This window comes from Erysipelothrix enhydrae (assembly GCF_035066605.1).
GTDB classification, from domain to species: Bacteria; Bacillota_I; Bacilli_A; order Erysipelotrichales; family Erysipelotrichaceae; genus Erysipelothrix; species Erysipelothrix amsterdamensis.
The window spans coordinates 704,273-723,823 of the sequence record NZ_CP125807.1; the positions used below are offsets into that span (position 1 = coordinate 704,273).

Sequence of the window (19,551 nt, forward strand, 5' to 3'; positions counted from 1 at the left end):
CCTTTTTTTATTTATCGAGTGTTGTCATTAAAGAACGATCATAGAAAGTACTTCTACGAGATAGCTCTTCATTAAAGGTCTCAAGCCCATCACGCTCGACCAATGTTGGTTCTTTTGAGAATAAATCAGTACCCAAACCAAGGCGATGGCCTTCAATCTCGACACCCATTGCGGAAAGCGTTGTCGGGAAGAAATCAACAGGAGAAAATGCACGGTTATGAGTTTCTGCTGATTTTTGGGGCGCATTAAGAATTAAGTTAAAAACAGTTCGTTGATAACTTGGATCAAAATTCTTAAAGAATTTTTTATCCATGCTTAAGTGATCACCAGTAATTAGAACGGTAGTATCCTTATAAAAAGGCTGTGCTTGAATCCAACGCACAAACTTAACCGTCTCTGCCTGCGAAAATTGAATTACGTTAGCATATTGAGAATCGTGTGGTGTTGGTGCACTTTCTTGTAAGTAACCGTCGGGGAAATGTGTATCGGCAGTTTCCATCGTAAAATTAAAAGGTTTACCAGTAGTGGAAAGACGTGTGATTTCATCTTTCGCAAAGCGATACAGTTTATCGTCTTCATAACCCCACCAAACTTGATAATCTTGAGGAATGAGGCCTTCATTACGGGCATGATTTAAATCAAATATATTAAATTCACCGTGCGAGGTGAAGTAGGTTGTTAGTCCACCGAAATCAGCATCAGCCCCAAACATAATTGTTTGTTCATATCCTTGATCATGAAGAATGTCTCCAATACCGCGAGCACCCGGTAAGAAATATCCAGACTTACCGTAATCCTGACCTTCTGCGGGAACTTTTAAAGGAATTCCCATTCCCATATTTACCATAGCCGCTACAGACCATCCAGAACCATAAGTCTGGAAAGGTCCTCCAAATGTGTCATTATGAGAAAAACTAATCCCTTCTTTCGCAAGTTCAGTCATCTCGGGCATTAAATTCATATCCATGTGACCACCTAATTCTTTAGGTAGGTAAGAGTTCTCCACAGATTCGACATAAATATGAATTAGATTACGTTTTTTTTCTGGAAAACGAAGTAAATCATCACTTGGTTTGACATAATTGGCTTCAATATATGGAGATTTACTTGCGACAGAAGTTGCGACTTCATCTAAACGTAAGCGTTTTACCCCATACACCGTACCCACTAAAGCGAGTATAATACCAATGATTAAGGTTGATGTTCGTAATTGCTTAGCAGTAATTACTTCACGACGGTGTTTTCTAAAAATATGTAAGTCTTTTTTGTTTAAGAGGATAAGCGCAAATACAAGACCAACAAGTGCAGTCTTTACGACGGGTTTTAATAATTCTGCCATTACACTGTCACCGGTTCCCTTAACGGGTGAAATCAGGTTAAAGATAAACTGCTCTGGCGTTAATGCACCAAAGAAAGCTGTAAACCAACGTGAGAAGAAGAAAAATGCAGCGCCGATCACAATAAGTATGACAAGAATACTATTTACGATACGATGACCACGTGTACGAACATATTCTCCAGGAATAAAAATAATCGTATTATTGATAATCGCCTGAAGAAACATGAAGAGTAATCCTACTGGAATTGAAACAAGTACAAACTTAAGTGCAAAGCTTAAAGTATAAGCACTGCTCATTAAAACTTGAGGTTTCTCCAAACCAAAACGGATGAATAATACCGTTACCGCATTAACAAGAATGCCATAACCTAAAAGATTAAACCAAATTGATTGCTTGTGATGTTCTTGGTTCATTAAGTGTGTACTTAAAAAACCAAAAAACAATGCAATAAAACTATATGTCATTATTTGTATAATCATAGTAATACCCCGAATCTATATAAACAAAGGATACAATATGAATCCAAAGCATACAAGATGAAAATGGTTAGAAAAGAGAAAAAGAGCCATTTAGCTCTTTTATCCTTGTTTATCTTTAAGAATTGTAGCGTGCGAAGCAGCGTGAATCGCTTTCGCAAAGCCATTTGCATCAAGGGCACGAACGCCTTCGATTGTTGTTCCACCAGGAGAACAAACACGATCGACAAGTACATCTGCCGGTTCGCCACTTTGACTTAAATAATCTGCACTTCCTGAAACTGCAGCACAGGTAATTCTAAGGGCGGTCTCATAATCAAGGCCTTCATCAAGTACTGACTTCGCAAGTTCATCAATAAACTTAAATACAAATGCAGGAGAGCTCCCAGCTATCCCAATAAAACCACTAAACTGTGATTCAGGGATGGATACAAACCCACCGAGTGCATCGAAAATTCTTTGTACTTCCTCGAGCGCGTCGGCAGTGACACGGCTGTTGTGACAAATCGCGGAAATACCTCGTTGAATTGCAACATTCAAGTTAGGCATAACTCGGATGATTGGCATGGGACCGGATAAGGATTCAATATCCTCAAGGGTTTTTTTAGCCGCAATAGAAACTAAGGTTTGACGATCTAAAACGGGTTTAATTTCAGAGAGTACTGTTTCAAACATTTCCGGTTTAACGGATAGAAATAATAAATCGACACTTTGCGCACAGTCACGATTTGATTTACATGCATGGACGCCAAGTACAGATGCTTTATCACAAGTAGACTCATAGGTTCTTCCACTAATATAGATTGAATCCTTATTCTCAATACCATTTATGATCGCGTTAGCCATATTACCAACGCCGATAAATCCAATTTTCATAATTCACCTCATAGAGACTAAAACAAGTCTTCTTTATACATTACGCGATGTACCTGTTGTACCCATTTCTTAAATTCCACAAAATACGCATCATTCTTTACAAACTGAGGTCGGTGCAGTTCACCATAAACACCTTGTTCATATCGATTTCGTACGTTGTGATTCGCTTGAGTGGGTGCAATATCTTCAATACAATTTACAGTATAACTTAAATCTGTATTTGCACTACAAATATAAATACTTGCAGGATCAACGATATTCATGGTTGAAAGCTTATCCATAGTCAAAAAAGTCTGACCCTCAATTTGAGGCATATAATACTCAATAATATGTTGTACAAGGAAGGTACGAAGTGATAAATCAAAATCATCACCAATCAAAGTACTGCCCATTAAAGCATCAAACAGTGCAAATATTTTATTCACAAAATCATAGGTTCCTGAAGGGAATTCCCCAAATGGAATGGTGTAATTACCTTCAATTCCTTTTTTAACGACTTTTAATTCATAATCCCACAAGTCCTTTCCCTTATGCGTAAAAGCATAATACGCTTCAATAACATTTGGGAAAAGAGCTACCAACATATCACTTAATAAGGGTTGAGCCTTCTCAAACGCTAACTTGCCAATTGGATCATGTGTTCCAGAGAAAGGGGTGATGTTGTTGTCGGTAAAGAAGTTAAAATAGGCCTGATGATCGAAATAAGGTTCAACACCAATGTGCATGCGACGGATAAACATACAAACATCTAAGAGGGTATATTTAATCGCAATTTTATAGAATGATTGTCGTTCGATAATAAAGTTAAGAATTGACAACATTGTATGTTCACCATAATACATGTCATATAAATTTTGAATTACAGGTATATCCTTGGTAAGAATCATCCCTCTTCCGAATGAAAAGTCGGTGGGTGATGCAGTAAAAATAATAATGGCCCGGTTATTAATTCGTTTAAAGAGACTTTCACTTACAATTTCTTGATACTGATTAAATACGATTTCATAAACAAATACTTGTCCTTCAAGAATCATCTCATACGCTAAAACCATATTTTCTTGTGCAAAAATACGATAATGACGTTTTGCTTCCTCTTTAAGATTGAAGAACGCTATAGTAGGATGATCATATTTTGGATTATCACGTGTTTCGAGTAAATAATTAAGGTAAAGACCGTTATTCATCTTTCTCAAAAACGCGAAGGATAACAAGAGTGATGACTTACCAGAGGCATTATCACCATAAATGTAGACACGCGGTTTTACAGTTCCACGCTTATTTTTAAATTCAACTCTTAAATCTCTATAACATCTAAAATTCTTTAGTGTTAGACTACCAAACATTAAAAGACCTCACTATTTTAAGTATTTATCCATCCAGTTGGTAATTTCTTCAAGTCGTTTAACACGAGCTTTAGGTTTACCAGTACGTGAAAGATCATGGTTTTCTTCACGTAACCAAACAAAACGTGTATCAACGCCGTTTTCTTTGATATATGTGAAGAATTGCATACCTTGTTCAATCGGACAACGATAATCTTCATCCGAGTGGATAAAGAGTAACGGTGTTTTCACGTTGCGAGCATATTTAAGTGGCGATTGGTGCCACATTTTTTCAGTGTCTTCAATTGGATCTGCAGCCGTTTGATCGTCTGCAAAGTAAAAGCCAATGTCCGATGTACCATAGAACGAAATCCAGTTTGAAATTGAACGTTGGGTCGCAGCACATTTAAAGCGATCTGTGTGACCAACAATCCAGTTAGTCATAAATCCACCATACGATCCACCCGTTACACCAACACGCTTAGGATCAATTGCATAGCGATCTAAGACAATATCGGTAAACTTCATGAGGTCATCATAATCTACATCGCCATAACGACCAAAGATATCCATAAACTCATTTCCATAAACATCTCCACCACGAGGGTTAGTAAAGAAGACAATATAGCCTTTGTTTGCCCATACTTGCATTTCATGATAGAAAACATCGGAATAGATTGTTTTTGGTCCCCCATGAATATCTAAGATAGCAGGATAAGATTGACTAGGGTCATAATCTTGCGGTAAAAGAACCCAACCATCAAGCAATTGACCGTCATTGGTATATTCAAAGTGTTCAGGTTTTGCGATGTATGTATCTTTAAGAATTGATTGATTAAATTCAGAAACCCTTGAGACTGTGTTATTTGCTAGGTCAAGACGATAGAATTCTTGGAGGTTATTGTTATAGAGTCCAATACCGTAAAAATCATCGTTAAATTTGACCCACGCATCAAGACTTCCTAATGCATCAAATGCACGTTTGATTGATGTACCATCAAAACTATAGAGTACAGTTCGATCACGGTATGTTCCTACAAAATAATAGATATCATCGACGACACGGTTGGTTACTGATCCAGCAAAACGAACATCACTACCAATTGAACCCCAAGCACTTAATCCAAAATCTTGGATCTTAATGAGGGCATTATGAGTGATTTGATATAAATCACTGTTTTGATTAATACCGTGTTTTTGGAGGTTACTTCCCAATGCGTAAACGGTATCGTTAATCATGAATACAGAACTAAAAGAAAAATCATGTTTTGTGTAGAGCGCTGTTTCTTCGTTTTTCTTAAAATCATACAAATAAAGATCTTGGAAGAAATCAGGTTTACCCATTGCTACTTCACGTGCATAAATCATGCACTGTTTTTCTTTATCAAAATGATAAAGCGAAATGTCTTCATTTTTATCTGAGAGTGCAGTGTAACGATCTTCATCAATCGTATAGATAAACAATTGACTGCGTCTCGCTTGATTAAAACCGCCGCCATTTGAGTAGAACGGAATTTCTTCAAACACTTCATAGTATGTGTTAGCTTCCGTTTCCGCGTTATATTTCGAGCGTGCTTCATCATCACTTTCAAGGAAAACGTGATCTGTGACACTTAAACTTCCTGAAAGTAATAAATGATTATCATCAATAATTTTTAAAAATCCTACTGGAAACTTAAAAGTATATGCGTGATTTAATTCGCCAGAATGAATGTCATAACGGTAAAATACTGAATGCTTCGCTTTGAGAGCATTCTTTTCGGATTCGATACGTGAAGTAGGGATTAGCAGCGTATCATCAGTCTCCCAAAAATAACGCGAATCATTTCCTAAATCAAAAATACGTTTATGCGTTGATCCATCCGTTAAATATAAATCATGAACATAATCATTTTCATCATAACGTGCATTTGATTTGATAAATGCCATGTGTTTCTTAGCAGGACTTGTCGTAAGTGAAGCCAAATAAGTATAATTCAGAAAATCTTGTAATTCTAATTGTTTCATATGTGTCACTCCTTTTTAGAATTATATCACAATCACGCCAAACAGAACCGTTTAAGCATAAAAAAAGGAGTTGGTGTTGAACCGCACCCCGAATCTTGGACAAAGATGAGGAGGTGCGGTTTTTTATGGCTAAGCTAACACGAAAACAAAAAATTGAAATATATGAAAAACGAAAGTTAGGACAGTCAGTATGTTCATTAGTAAATGAGTATGGTATTAATAAATCAAGTATTAAATATTTGGTAAGACTTATCGATCAACATGGACCCAATGTTCTAAGACGAAACAAAAATCACTTTTATTCTCATGAATTTAAGTTAGAAGTAATAAATCGGATATTAATGGATGGAGAAAGTACAATAGCTGTCGCCATCGAACTTGGATTAAGTTCTGATGGATTGATTTACAATTGGATTAAAAATTATAAAGAAAACGGCTATAATGTCATAGAACGGAAACGAGGTAAACCATCTATGACAAAACCAACTAAACTATTAACAGTTAATGATGAACTAAAGGCATTGAAGAAAAAAAACAAGTATTTGGAAGCGGAGAATGAATATTTAAAAAAATTGAATGCCGTAGTGAAACAAAGGGTGGAGCGCGAAAAGAAGAAAAAACCAGAGTAGTCTCCTTACTACGACAAAAATATCCCTTAGAGATTCTTTTAAAAATATCCGGACTCGCTCGATCTACTTACTACTTCTACGTTTCAAAAATTGATTTTGATACCAAAAACGACGAACTTATGCAAGAGATTATAGAAATCTATTATGATCACAAAGGACGATATGGTTATCGTAGAATTACTTTAGAACTAAATAATCGAGGAATTCGTGTAAATCACAAGAAAGTCTTGAGACTTATGAATAAAATGGGATTACATTCAATCATAAGAAAGAAACGTAAGTATTCTTCATATAAAGGGACAGTGGGAACCATTGTTGAGAATCGAGTTCAAAGAGATTTTGAAGCTGATAAACCCAATCAAAAATGGTTTACGGATATCACTGAGTTTAATGTGCAAGGGAAGAAAATCTATCTTTCACCAATACTTGATGCATATGGTAGATACATTGTATCTTACAACATATCTACAAGTCCTAATTTGGATCAAACTAGAGACATGCTTCACAAGGCATTTTCTTGTAACGATACGCAAGGAACAATTATTCATTCGGATAGAGGCTGGCAATATCAACATCAATTTTATGTGAAAGAATTAGAAGCACATTCGATGATTAGAAGTATGTCAAGAAAGGGAAATAGTATTGATAACGGACTCATGGAGGGATTTTTTGGGCTACTAAAATCAGAAATGTATTATGACCAAGAACATAAGTATAAAAAGGTAGAAGAATTAGTTGATGCAATTGATGAATATATCGACTATTATAATAACAAGAGAATTAAGAGCAAACTAAAAGGACTGACCCCTGTTCAATACAGGAATCAATCCTTAAATTTAAAAGATAATTAGCTTGTCCAAGATTTGGGGTTCAGTTCATGTTACCAACTCCTAAGACATTCAAAATTGAGCAGGGATTACTTAGATCGTTGTTCCTTTAAAGGAATAAATAGTCGAAGGACCGGAACCATCACAGCTGCGACAATACCGACCGCAAACCCGGTATTATATAGGTTCATGCCTGCATGCAAGGAACCCGAATTAAGAACAACAGAAGAGTTTATAAATCCAGCAACAACACCCCAAATAAATCCAAAGTCTCCTGCAATCGGTGCTAGGGCGGTACTAAAAAGAGCACCAAGTAGTACTGCAGGTTGATCTAAAGACCAACTCTTGGTAAGTCCACCGAGATAGATACCGATAAAAATAGGCGTAATATTTTTCCAATGTTTCCCAGCTCCTGAGAAACCAATTATTGTGAGAATACCGCCAATATTGGGTCCATTAAGTGCACCTTTCGCAACTACAAGCACAAAGAATAATGCTAAAAACCCGTTTACGGACATATTAATTAAGACAGCGCCAAGACCGTATTTTTTATAAAAATCGTTATCACCATGACCTGTTTCATGAAGCAATTGGCGATATTTTTTAAAAGCATCATGATCACTGAGCCAACCGATATAAAACAGCAAGAGAAACAGAATTGATAAGACAATTGCAGAGGGAACCGTATATTGAGTCGTTACGATCATGCGTTTATAGGGCACATAACCATATGATTTCATTACGGATACATAGAGCGTACTCATAATACCAATCGCAAAACCAATATTCGCGAGGCTATAACCGTCATGAACTTTATATAAAGAACGTGCGACGGGCTTAATCGTAAATCCAATCGAGAGACCTACCGTAATACTTAAAAACAATCGTAAGTAGAGAGGTAAGTTCACGACAAACATTAACTCACTTACAATTGGGGAAAAACTTGTAGCAAGCAACGATATATGTACGATATCCTTGTATGGCTCTTTGGTAACGAGTGCATAAAGATATGTACCAATGAGAATCGGAATAATATTGACAATGTTTTTACCAAACAATCCGAAACTTAACATAAGCATAATTGAGGCAATGACCGAACCTGAAAATTCGGTCTCAGAATACATAATGATTAAAACGGAAACAAGCGTGATCAGACCAGCATTAAAGAGTGCTGCGCCAACGCCGCCGATTGCGAAATAATCGGTAATCAAAATATCTGACTGAACAATGATCTGAATCATTCCAGAAAAAATAGCTTCAGGTGAATCAAGAACAAAAGCAGAGCCAATTAGTAAAACACTTAAATATAAGAAAAGCCGGTTTGTTTGATTACGCATAAATCACTTCCTTTTTCATAAATATAACTTAATTTTTCTTAAATAAAAAGCATTATATGAATAAAAGAACACCCAGAAAACAATAAAAAGAACGCATAAGCGTTCTAAAAATTGTTCTTTGAGTTTTCATCGTCGATTAAATTTCGGATATCAAGCATTTTTCGATCAGTTTTCGCAATCGTCTCTGCACAGTCAAAAAGTTCTTCTGATACTAACTCAATATGACGATGATCTTTTTTATAACGGATTTCATGTTCCAACGAAGCCCAAAAATCCATGGCAATTGTACGGATCTGAATTTCTACTTTAGCGTAATGTTTTCCATCTGAAAGAAAGACGGGAACCTCCACAATTAAATGAAGACTGCGGTAACCGTTCTCTTTAGGAAATTGAATATAATCTTTAATTTCAAGGACTTGGATATCATCTTGATTTGAAATCATATCTGCGACAATATAGATATCATCGATGTATGAACAAATTACCCGAACGCCTGCAACGTCATTTAAGTGCTGCGGGATTGAATCCACATTCAAAGGGACTTCAAGTCTAAGCAGCTTTTCCACAATACTTTGTGGTTTTTTAACGCGTGATTTTATGGTTGTAATTGGATTTCGGGTCGTAAGTGTTCCAAGTTCTCTGTCCAAAATTTCAAGTTTGGTGGTGATTTCGCGTACTGCGCAATCATATAAAAGCATTAAAGCAATGAAATTTTTGGTTTGATTTACAAAGTCTGTGGGCACTTTAAATTTTTGATTATTAATAATAACTTCATTTCGTGACATAAACTCACCTCTAACATTATTTTATCATAAAATATTAAAAGTCTATGATATCTAGAAGAAAGTAAAAAAAAGAGGGTTATCCCTCTATTATTGTTACGTCGTATTTTGGTTCATCACGTTCTTTATCAAACGTAATGCTGAGGTCTTTATCGGCAAAAAACCAGTCATCTGATTTTTCAACATAAAAGTTGATGCCTTCTACTTTGATCATTTCCAGTGGTCTACTTGGTTCCATAATTGCCAACGCAAATGAGAAACCACCGTGAGGACCATAAACCTTTCCAAAAAATTTAATGCTGTCGTTTGCTTTAAGATTCAGTTCGCGAATATACCACTCTGCTGCTTCTTTCGATACTTCTAATTTCATTGTGTCACCTCTTTTAAGTTATGTTATCACACTCTGGTTGAATTATTATGTAATATGCTTACTCTCGATAGGTAGCCATCAAGTCTTTAAACATATCGGCTGTGCTTGGGGGTGTAAAGGATACTGCGTTTGCGCCAGCTTGGATGGTTTTCCGACATGATTCTTCCGTAGGGCCACCAGTCGCGATAATTGGTACTTGCGGATGATTCTTTCGAATTGCTGCAACAACTTCAGGTGTGCGCGCTGCCGCGGATACATTGAGTATCGTTGCACCGGCATCAAGACGTGCCTGAATATCTTCATTTTCGTTTAGAACGGTGATAATAATCGGAATCTCAATCGCTTGTTTCACAAGACGTATTAATTTATTTGTAGTTGGAGCATTTAGTACAACACCTGTTGCACCTTGTTGTTCAGCATCAACTGCAAGACCTATAACGCGAAGTCCACGGGTAGTGCCACCACCAATTCCAGAAAAGACTGGAACATCCGCAACATTCTTAATTGCGTGTGTAATAATTGGTTGGGGTGTAAAAGGATAAATTGCGATAACCGCATCGGCATTACAATTACGAATAATTGCGACATCAGTCGTGAATAAAAATGATTTAATCGTACGACCAAATAATTTAATTCCACTTGCTTCCTGAATCGATTCAGGCACACGAATAATGTGCGATCTTAAGTTGCCATTATATTCTGGAACAAACATAATTACCTCCTAGATGAGACGTTTTTCAAATCCTCCGTCTACTTTTAAATTTTTTGTAACAATGATAAATGCATTGGGATCATGTTTTCGAATAAGTTGTTTTAATTCAACAACTTCACTTTGGGCAACAATGGTTACAAATACATCCATTTGACTACCGGTATATGCACCATAACCATCCCAATACGTTACGCCACGGTGGATAACTTCAATAATTTCTCGTTTAATATCTTTATTCTTTGTATAAACCATAACACTAACTTCAATATTGTGCTCATGAAACTTATCAAGACAGAAGGAAAAGATAAAGGAGTACACGAGCGAATAAAGTGCAGTTTGTGCATTATAAACAATTAAACACACAAGATAAATTGAACAGTTCACCATTAAATATAATGAACCCAAACTTCCTTTCTTTTTTTGAGATAAATAAAACCCAATAACATCCAATCCACCTGAAGAACCTTTGGCACGATAGGATAGTGAGGCACCAAAAGCACCAAGAACAGCCGCAATGATTATTGAAATAAATACATCATCTACAATTGGCTGATTTAGGACAGGAATTAATGTAAAACAGATTGCTTGTGTTACAATAGTTACAAGTGTATAACGCACAAAAGAATGCGAAAACTTGAACCATGCAAAGATGAGCAATGGAATGTTTAAAAATAAATTAACAATCCCAGCGATGTCAAAACCAAATTCAAATTTAAAGACATATTGGATGGCATCGCGCAGTAACTGGGCTATCCCCACCATACCGCCATTGTAAATCTGTGCAGGAATAATAAATAGATTAACAGAGAGTGCAAACATAATTGCACCAGTAATACAGAGTAAATAATTTTTTGTTTTTTTCATACTACAATTATAACAAAATCTCGGTGTTAAGAGTATTGTTTCTTTATGAAAGAATTTGAACCTATAAATTAATAAGATAAGAGGGATTAATGATGACACTACGAATTCGAAAAGCAAATATGGATGATTTAACCAAAATCATGAACATTATCGAACAAGCGAAGAACGTTTTTCGAGAAAAAGGCATCGATCAATGGCAAAATGGTTATCCTAACGTAGATACAATTTTAAAAGATATACGTGATACGAGCAGTTATGTTATTTTAAAAGAACATGATATTGTGGGAACGTTTATGCTTCAGTTTGGTGATGATGAAAATTATGATACGATTGAAGAAGGACAGTGGCATCAAGAGGGTCCATATGCTGTCGTTCATCGAATTGCAGTTGATTCAACATACTATGGTCAAAAGATTGCGACACAGGCACTTCAAGAAATAGAAAGTACTTGTGGAAAAGCGGGTTATTCAGTACTTAGAATTGATACCCACAAAAACAATCTTGCTATGAATGCATTGTTGGTGAAAACAGGATACCAACTTTGTGGTAAAATAACATTAAAAGATGGAGGAGAAAGACTCGCGTATGACAAAAAAATATAAAATCATAGATTGGCACTGTGATGTACTTTTAAAACTCCAGCAAGATCAAACGCTTCAATTTAAAGATTCGGAAGATTTGGATGTGAACTATGAAAAATTAAAAGCCAGTAATACTAAAGTTCAAGCAATGGCGATTTTTATTGATCCCGATTTGAATTTTGATGATAAATATCAAATTGCTTTAGAACAAATCGAAGCTTATAAGCATCGTGTACTTACAACTCCAGGTGTCGTTCAGTTAAAATCTTTTCATGATATTGAGAACTTGGGCGAGGATGAAATCGGAACTTTTCTAACTTTAGAAGGACTCGATTGTGTAGGCAGCGATATGAATAAAGTGAAACATCTTTTAGATGAAGGCGTTCTTTCAATCGGTATGACATGGAATGATGCGAATCTTGCATGTGATGGTATTGGTGAACCGCGAGGCGCCGGATTAACCGCTTTTGGGTTTAATGTAGTGGAAGAACTAAATGCTCGTAGGCTATTTGTGGATGTATCACATATTAGTTTGAAGGGCTTTGATGATGTATTAAATAATGCGAAGCATGTAATCGCAAGTCATTCTAATGTTAAGGCTATCGCGAGTCATCGACGCAATTTAGATGATAATCAGATCCGCCGAATGGTAGAACATGGTTTTCCGATTCATGTTGTTTATTATGATGCTTTTGTAACTGATGAAGAAAAAGAAACACAAATTTCAGACTTGGTACGTCATATTGAATATTTAAGAAAAATGGGCTGTACAAATCAAATTGGACTCGGGTCTGATTTTGATGGGATTGCAGCTAAAATCAAAAATTTAGAAGATGCTTCAAAAACACAGAATTTACTAAAAGAAATAGAAATTGAATTTGGTGAGAAATTTACAAACGCGATTGCTTATGATAACTTTATTAATTATGTTAATCATAAAATGATATAAAGGAGAACTAAAACTAAATGGAAATCTTTAACACTCGATCATTAACACAGAAACAAAGATTTAATGTAGCACTGCTTGTAGGACTTGTATCCGCTGTAGTCTTAGGAATTGTATCTGGAATTTTTAGAAATAAAGTAGCCAACTTTTCACTCGTAATTGTGGGGGTCGGTTATCTAATCGCACTTGCAATTCAAAAATTTGGACGCGGTGTTCAAATAAAATTTTCAATTGCAGCTGCCTTATTCACATTCCTTGCGATTGTCATGAGTGATGTTGTTACGGTAATGGGGATTGCAGGACTCTTTGACTTGAGCAGTTACCAAATTATTTTCAAGTATGCGGCACAAAATGAAATTCATTCAGTTTTATGGATTGCCTATAGATTGCTTGCGATTTATATTAGCTATAACTATTCGAGGATTATTTAATGGATGGTAGAGAGACGATTGCAACGATAAATCTCGACAATCTTTCGTACAATATCAATAAAATACAAGAAGTGACTGGTAAGTCGCTTTTTGGCGTTGTTAAGGCAAATGCATATGGTCATGGTGATGTTGAATGCAGTCGCATCATGATAGAGGAGAACCTCCCATTTATTTGTGTATCATCAATTGATGAGGCACAACGTTTAGTTAATAAAGGAATCAACCATGATATACTAATTTTTAGTTATGTTGATCCAAACATTATTGCGGAACAAGGGAAAGAACATTTTATTTATACCATCCCATCAATCCAGTGGTTTCGCGAAGTTATAGCCTTAAACCTTAATCTTCGCATGCATCTTGAAATTAATGTAGGGATGAATCGAATTGGGATTAAAAACGACAAAGAAATTGAAGAAATTCTATCAAGTGATGTTTCACTTGAAGGGATTTACACTCATTTACCAAGTCCTGAAAATCTTGAAAAAGGTAAAGAACAACTCACACGATTTGAGAATATAATTAATGCATCAGAACGCAATTTTAAATGGATTCACGTAGGAAATGCGCCGGTATCTCTAATTAAAGACAATACTTTAATCAATGGATTCCGTATGGGTTTGGCAGTATATGGATATCGCGTAGATATTCCGGCTCTTAAACCGGTGTTATCACTTCATTCGAAAATCCGCCATATTGATAGAGTAAACCCAGGAGAATCGATTGGTTATGACTATACTTACCAAGTCGAAAAGAATGAATACTTTGGAACGATGCCAATTGGATATGCTGATTGTTTCGATGTTAGAAATAATTTAGTTCCAGTCTACATTAAGGGAAAACCCTATTCAATTGTTGGGAAAATATGTATGGATCAGACAATGATTCGAATTGATGAAAGTGTTTGCCTTGGTGATGATGTTGAACTTATCGGACCTCATCGAACCTGTGCAGAAATTGAAGCAATTACAGGAATTTCTAAATATATTCAACTCTCATCATTAAGCGAACGCATTACGCGATACTATACCCGAAATGGTCAAGTTGTCCACATTGAAAAAAGAAAGTAAAAAAGAGGATTCTGGAATCCTCTTTTTATATGGAATTTAAGACATAGGCTTTGATTTGGCTAAATGAAAATAACGTTAATCCTTCATAAGTACCCTCACGCCGTCTATGATTAAACCAGACCGCTTCCCACCCCGCGTTTTTAGCACCAATCACATCATTAGGAAGTGAGTCGCCAATCATTGTGAGTGTTCCTTCTTGTTGTGCTTCTATAGCACGAAATATTTCCCAGGACGGTTTATAATGTCCGATATCTCCAGATACTATAATTCGATGGGTAGGTAAGTATTTTTCAAGACGCAGTGCTTTGATTTTCTTCCATTGGTGTTCGGAAGGTCCATTGGTTAAAATGTAAAATGGAATATCTCGTTTCGCAAGAATTGTAAACAAATCTTGGATTGAGGGATGAAGTTCTAAGCAATCCAAATAATAGGCATAGCGTTCTTGAAAAAAATCCGCTTGCTCATTGCTTATTAAAATTCTAGATCTTCTAAGGGTTTTTGAATTCTAAATCGTCTCATATCAAGATTGGTCATGGTACCGTTTTGAGTTGCATCAAATACAGCGTCACTATAGCTACGACTTTTTATGTATAAAGATTGAACGTCTTCTATGTTTGTGAGTCCCGAGTCTTCGAGTGCTTTAGTAAATGGGATGATTTGGTCATAAATTGTATCATCCATATCAAAAATAAATGTTGTCATAAAATCTCCTCATCACATTGATTATAAGGTGGAATGTATAAAGATAGTAGATGTAAAAAAGGATTAATTTGAATTAATCCTTTTTCTCTAAATTTATTTAATTTCCCACTGACTCTCGTTGGACATCATAAAAGAATTTAAAGAACGTAAGGCAACTTCTACCATGTCTGAAACAGCTTGGTCTGTGTAAAAGGCACAATGGGGTGTAATGATAACATTTTTATGGCTTTCAAGTAGAGCAAGTTGATGATTTGAAAGTGTTGAAAGTCGGTGGTCCTTATGGAAAATTCCAAGTTCTCCTTCAAGAACATCCAGTCCAACAGCACCAATATGTCCATTTTCCACGTATTTAATCAAAGCATCGGTATCAATTAACTCACCACGAGCACAGTTTACAATCACAACTCCGGGTTTTGTTAGGGCGAGGCTTTCCGCGTTAATAATGTGATGTGTTGACTCGATAAGTGGAGCATGTAAAGTAATAACATCGGCTTCTTTTAAAAGTGTTTCGAGATCGACATAAGTAAGCACATCTTTGATAGAATCATTTTCATAGAGGTCATAACCGATAATGCGACCACCAAAACCAGAAAGATTGCGGGCGGTTATACAGCCAATACGACCTGTACCAATGACGCCAAATGTCATATTATGCATTTCTTTACCCTGAATTCCTGGCAGTGAGTAATCTTTAACTTCTGTTCGTTTCATAATTGCTTTCATGTTACGAAGCGACATAAGAACTAACATCACCGCAAAGTCTGCAACACAATTCGGTGAGTAGGTTGCGTTTGAGAACTTAAGACCTAGATCACGTACAGCATCCATATCCACATTATTAAATCCGGCAGAGCGGGATGCGATATACTTTGTGCCACCTTGCGCAAGAATTTCAAGAACTTCTCTGCTCGCATCACAATTACCTAGAAAGGCAACAGCTTCATATCCGTTCGCTTCATTAACGTTGTCAATACTCATTTGTGCATTCACAACTTTTAAGTCGATATTCATTTCCTTTGTATAGCGTTCAAAAGCTTCCTTTTCATCAGGACGTACAGCATAAGCTACTAATTTCATATTAAACATTCTCCTTTATATGATTAAGATGTATTCTTTTAAAATATAAAACCTAGACATCTATCAAGTGTATCCTACAATAGATCACGATAGAAAGGGCGTAATAAGCCCATAAAAATTCTTTATTGATTTTCAATATCCTTTTGAGACAGAGCATCGCGGTCAACTTCCGAAATGGATTCAAAGCGACTTGAAATCTTTCGAGAGGTGATGTGTAAATCTTTAACATCTTGATTTACATTTTCGATATGCTTGCTTAAATTATCCCAACGTAATCGATAGCGATCAAACTCAACATTTAAGCGCTTTAGTTCGTCATGAATAACACTTGCATACTTTTCACGTTCTAAATTCACGAGAATTGTTTGAATTGTGGTAAGTGTGCTCATTAGTGTTGTCGGAGAAACAAGCCAGACACGTTTTCGTTGAGCATAGTCTAAAATATCAGAGTGATAGGCATTAATGGTCGCAAACACAGCTTCAGCTGGGACAAACATCAAAGCTTGATCAGAAGTTGTGCCGGGAATAATATACTTATCAGCGATTGCATCAATATGTTTTTTACAATCCAGAACAAATTGTCGTTCAGCGTTTTGGCGTTGGCTGGTTTCAAGGGACTTATCAATCATGCGACGATAGTTTTCGAGGGGGAACTTAGAATCAATTACAAGAGTTCCGAGTGGTTCTGGCGCAAAAAGCACTGCATCAGGTCGAACACCGGGGGATAGATTATACTGCATTTGGTAGATGCGATCATTTTTATCCCCGAATATTGAAGCTAAAATCTGATGGAGTTGTACTTCACCAAAGGTTCCACGCGTTTTTTTATCGGTTAAAACATCTTGCAAAGATACAATTTCAACGGAAAGTGCATCAATTTTCTTTTGAGCTTCGTCGATTTTACTTAATCGTTCAACGATGTTTGTGAAGGTATCATTTGTCTTCTTGAATCCTTGATCTAGAGATTGATTAACTTTTTCATCCATAAGCAGAAGTCGCTTTTCGATGCTTTCGGTAAGTTTTGTAAACTGTTGATCCAATTGAAGATTCATTTTATCGTGAAAAAGAATCAAGGCGCGATTTACTTCTTTTTCAAAAACGATGTTACGTTGTGTTAAGTCATTAAATCGAAGATCCATTCGGTCGGTAAATTGATTAAATTTATCGGATGTCTTCTCACGACTTTCGAAATCGAATGCGACCATTTGATTTATCGTATTGTTTGCTTGACTCATCATTAAATCTTTAAGTTGTGCAAACTGATTTTGGAGCGTTTCGTTTTCGACGCTATTTCGTTGTATTTTTAATTGCATATATATAAGGATAAGTAATAGTGCAATTATAATGAATAATAGAATTTGTATCATATAGACTCCTTTGACTAAAACTATTATACGACACTTATGCATCACCATGTCAATTTCATGTGTTTATCGAGTAGAAATGACATTTTATAGTATAATAAGGATAGAGGTGTCAGTATGAATAAAATTGGATTAGCGTTATCAGGCGGTGGTGTGAAATCAATTTCCCAACTTCCTGTTATTCGAGCATTAAGTGAAGAAGGTATTAAAATTGATATGGTATCTGGAACCTCAATGGGTTCTGTGATTGCGGCGCTTGTAGCATGTGGATTAAGTTCTGATGAATTAACAGAGATTGTTTTGAAGTTAGAGCGAAATATTAAAGAGAAACATATATTTTCAAAACCAAGTCTTAAGCTTCTTCCTTTTTCAAAAGAAAAACTTACAGCTGGTTATGTAGATGGACAAGAGTTGGAAGATGAGCTTCAAAGGGTTTTGGATGAAATTGGTGTCAATAATATTTCAGAAGTTAAAATTCCACTTGCAATTCCGGCAGTTGATTTAACTACAGGGAAAATAGTTTGCTTTGTTTCACATCCACAGGATTTTAAAGTGTTAGATCCGATGTGGGATATTGTGACGGATATTCCGTTAGCAAAAGCGGTTCGTGCTTCCTGTTCCTTTCCATTTGTGATTGCAGCTATGGAATACCATGGGTACATGCTTGTGGATGGTGGTGTGAGAATGAATCTTCCGCTTGAATTAGTCGAGGCATACGGGTCCGATAAAACAATTGCTGTGACGATGCATTCCAACGAAAATTTCCATGAGTATAATTCGCTGATGGCTATTGCGACGCGTTGTATGGATCTTATGCGTATTGAAGAAGACTATCATATTATTAAAAATGCGGATATCCATATTAATGTACCACTAGACGATGTTTGGGTTTTTGAACTCGGTAAGGGTCGCTTTACAATGGATCGTGCAGATTTGGTTATAGAAAAACATAAGGATGATATAAAAGCCCTCGTGAAGAAGAAAACACTTTGGGAACGTATAAAAGAAGAATTGGGAGGGGTATAATGATTTATAAAACATTGAGTAATGGAACATCGATTCCGATGCTTGGTTTGGGAACCTATCGTTTACTGGAAGAAGACGCATATAGTATTGTTTTAAAAGCACTTGATCTTGGATATCGTCATATCGATACTGCGATGATCTACGAAAATGAAGAGGCGGTCGGTCGTGCGATCAAGGATTCAGGTGTTGATCGTGAAGACCTCTTCATAACAACGAAGTGTTGGAATGAAGACCAAGGGTATGAAACAACTCTCAAAGCGTTCGAATTATCGCTTCGAAAACTTGGCTTGGAATATATTGACTTATATCTAATTCATTGGCCACAACCAAGCTCGCATGAAACATGGCGCGCTTTCGAAGAAATCTATCGTAATAAGAAAGCAAAAGCGATTGGTGTGTCAAACTTCAATACGGAACAGTTGGAAGTGTTACTGAAAGAGGCGAAGATTGTTCCGATGGTGAACCAAGTAGAACGTCATCCATTTCTAGTACAAACAGAATTGAAATCAATGTGTGACCGTTACGGAATTGCCTGCGAAGGGTGGATGCCGATAGCTCGCAATAAAGTAGTGGAAAGTAAAGATGTGTTGAAGTTGGCGGATAAGTATCAAAAAACTGCAGCACAAATTACACTACGATGGCAAATACAAACGGACTGGATTGTTTTTCCAAAAACACAATCGATGAACCGTTTGGAAGAAAACTTTGATATATTTGATTTCGCACTAACAAATGATGAAGTTGAAATTGTGAATAAACTTAATGAAAATCTACGTTTAGGTACGAATCCAAATAAATATAATTTTAAATAG

The 19,551-nt window shown here is 36.2% G+C and carries 20 protein-coding genes; 7 read left to right on the forward strand and 13 right to left on the reverse strand.

Going from position 1 to position 19,551, the window contains the following annotated elements; translation table 11 throughout:
- Window positions 1-7: 7 nt before the first annotated feature.
- The 4 genes from LLS04_RS03555 to LLS04_RS03570 form a co-directional block, all read right to left on the reverse strand.
- Window positions 8-1,819, reverse strand: coding sequence for a sulfatase-like hydrolase/transferase (locus LLS04_RS03555; protein WP_323611975.1), 1,812 nt, complete (start codon window positions 1,817-1,819; stop codon window positions 8-10).
- A 99-nt stretch (window positions 1,820-1,918) separates the two neighbouring features.
- Window positions 1,919-2,692: a pyrroline-5-carboxylate reductase gene (proC, locus tag LLS04_RS03560; protein WP_323611977.1), complete on the reverse strand. Its 774-nt coding sequence runs from the start codon at window positions 2,690-2,692 to the stop codon at window positions 1,919-1,921.
- Between the two features lie 17 nt (window positions 2,693-2,709).
- Entirely contained in the window at window positions 2,710-4,035 is a 1,326-nt protein-coding gene (locus tag LLS04_RS03565) for an AAA family ATPase (RefSeq protein WP_323611978.1), read from the reverse strand.
- A gap of 12 nt (window positions 4,036-4,047) precedes the next feature.
- Window positions 4,048-6,021: an alpha/beta hydrolase family protein gene (locus LLS04_RS03570; protein ID WP_323611980.1), complete on the reverse strand. Its 1,974-nt coding sequence runs from the start codon at window positions 6,019-6,021 to the stop codon at window positions 4,048-4,050.
- 125 nt (window positions 6,022-6,146) lie between these two features.
- Here LLS04_RS03570 and LLS04_RS03575 point away from each other — a divergent pair.
- Window positions 6,147-7,501, forward strand: a protein-coding gene (locus LLS04_RS03575) for an IS3 family transposase (protein ID WP_216822551.1) whose coding sequence is annotated in 2 segments (ribosomal slippage) — window positions 6,147-6,635 and window positions 6,638-7,501 — 1,353 coding nt in all. Because the reading frame shifts where the segments join, the coding sequence is not laid out codon by codon here.
- 65 nt (window positions 7,502-7,566) lie between these two features.
- On the opposite strand, the gene LLS04_RS03580 is transcribed toward LLS04_RS03575, so the two are convergent.
- From LLS04_RS03580 to LLS04_RS03600, 5 genes are all read right to left on the reverse strand, one after another.
- On the reverse strand, window positions 7,567-8,814 hold the full coding sequence (locus LLS04_RS03580) for a DUF1576 domain-containing protein (RefSeq protein ID WP_013852417.1): 1,248 nt from the start codon (window positions 8,812-8,814) through the stop codon (window positions 7,567-7,569).
- Between the two features lie 104 nt (window positions 8,815-8,918).
- Entirely contained in the window at window positions 8,919-9,599 is a 681-nt protein-coding gene (locus tag LLS04_RS03585) for a GTP pyrophosphokinase (RefSeq protein WP_323611981.1), read from the reverse strand.
- A gap of 76 nt (window positions 9,600-9,675) precedes the next feature.
- Window positions 9,676-9,966, reverse strand: coding sequence for a HesB/YadR/YfhF family protein (locus tag LLS04_RS03590; protein ID WP_323611982.1), 291 nt, complete (start codon window positions 9,964-9,966; stop codon window positions 9,676-9,678).
- A gap of 58 nt (window positions 9,967-10,024) precedes the next feature.
- Entirely contained in the window at window positions 10,025-10,678 is a 654-nt protein-coding gene (locus LLS04_RS03595) for a hydrolase (protein ID WP_323611983.1), read from the reverse strand.
- A 9-nt stretch (window positions 10,679-10,687) separates the two neighbouring features.
- Complete coding sequence (locus LLS04_RS03600; protein ID WP_123172028.1) at window positions 10,688-11,542, reverse strand: YitT family protein; 855 nt, start codon at window positions 11,540-11,542, stop codon at window positions 10,688-10,690.
- Between the two features lie 89 nt (window positions 11,543-11,631).
- On the opposite strand from LLS04_RS03600, the gene LLS04_RS03605 reads away from it, so the two are divergent.
- From LLS04_RS03605 to alr, 4 genes are read left to right on the forward strand one after another with little or no spacing between them, the layout of a single operon-like run.
- Complete coding sequence (locus LLS04_RS03605) at window positions 11,632-12,144, forward strand: GNAT family N-acetyltransferase (RefSeq protein ID WP_323611984.1); 513 nt, start codon at window positions 11,632-11,634, stop codon at window positions 12,142-12,144.
- Complete coding sequence (locus LLS04_RS03610) at window positions 12,128-13,072, forward strand: dipeptidase (protein WP_323611985.1); 945 nt, start codon at window positions 12,128-12,130, stop codon at window positions 13,070-13,072. Before LLS04_RS03605 ends, LLS04_RS03610 begins: the two co-directional genes overlap by 17 nt.
- Window positions 13,073-13,089: 17 nt before the next feature.
- Window positions 13,090-13,500, forward strand: coding sequence for a hypothetical protein (locus LLS04_RS03615; RefSeq protein ID WP_003774054.1), 411 nt, complete (start codon window positions 13,090-13,092; stop codon window positions 13,498-13,500).
- Window positions 13,500-14,570, forward strand: a complete 1,071-nt coding sequence (gene alr, locus LLS04_RS03620; protein WP_323611986.1) for an alanine racemase — start codon at window positions 13,500-13,502, stop codon at window positions 14,568-14,570. The genes LLS04_RS03615 and alr overlap by 1 nt, the downstream gene beginning before the upstream one ends.
- Before the next feature lie 25 nt (window positions 14,571-14,595).
- Here the strand turns inward: alr and LLS04_RS03625 are convergent, their stop codons facing one another.
- From LLS04_RS03625 to LLS04_RS03640, 4 genes are all read right to left on the reverse strand, one after another.
- Window positions 14,596-14,994, reverse strand: coding sequence for an HAD-IA family hydrolase (locus tag LLS04_RS03625; RefSeq protein WP_323611987.1), 399 nt, complete (start codon window positions 14,992-14,994; stop codon window positions 14,596-14,598).
- Window positions 14,995-15,041: 47 nt separating this feature from the next.
- Window positions 15,042-15,272 (reverse strand): hypothetical protein, encoded by a 231-nt coding sequence (locus LLS04_RS03630; RefSeq protein ID WP_323611988.1) that lies wholly within the window; start codon window positions 15,270-15,272, stop codon window positions 15,042-15,044.
- 93 nt (window positions 15,273-15,365) lie between these two features.
- Window positions 15,366-16,349 carry a D-isomer specific 2-hydroxyacid dehydrogenase family protein gene (locus LLS04_RS03635; RefSeq protein ID WP_123172023.1) on the reverse strand — a complete coding sequence of 328 codons (984 nt, stop codon included), beginning with the start codon at window positions 16,347-16,349 and terminating at the stop codon, window positions 15,366-15,368.
- 122 nt (window positions 16,350-16,471) lie between these two features.
- On the reverse strand, window positions 16,472-17,716 hold the full coding sequence (locus LLS04_RS03640) for a DNA recombination protein RmuC (protein ID WP_323611989.1): 1,245 nt from the start codon (window positions 17,714-17,716) through the stop codon (window positions 16,472-16,474).
- Window positions 17,717-17,830: 114 nt separating this feature from the next.
- On the opposite strand from LLS04_RS03640, the gene LLS04_RS03645 reads away from it, so the two are divergent.
- Both LLS04_RS03645 and LLS04_RS03650 read left to right on the forward strand, forming a co-directional pair.
- The gene (locus LLS04_RS03645) at window positions 17,831-18,739 is read left to right on the forward strand and encodes a patatin-like phospholipase family protein (protein ID WP_323611991.1); all 909 of its coding nucleotides are present in this window, start codon (window positions 17,831-17,833) and stop codon (window positions 18,737-18,739) included.
- Complete coding sequence (locus tag LLS04_RS03650) at window positions 18,739-19,551, forward strand: aldo/keto reductase (protein ID WP_323611992.1); 813 nt, start codon at window positions 18,739-18,741, stop codon at window positions 19,549-19,551. Before LLS04_RS03645 ends, LLS04_RS03650 begins: the two co-directional genes overlap by 1 nt.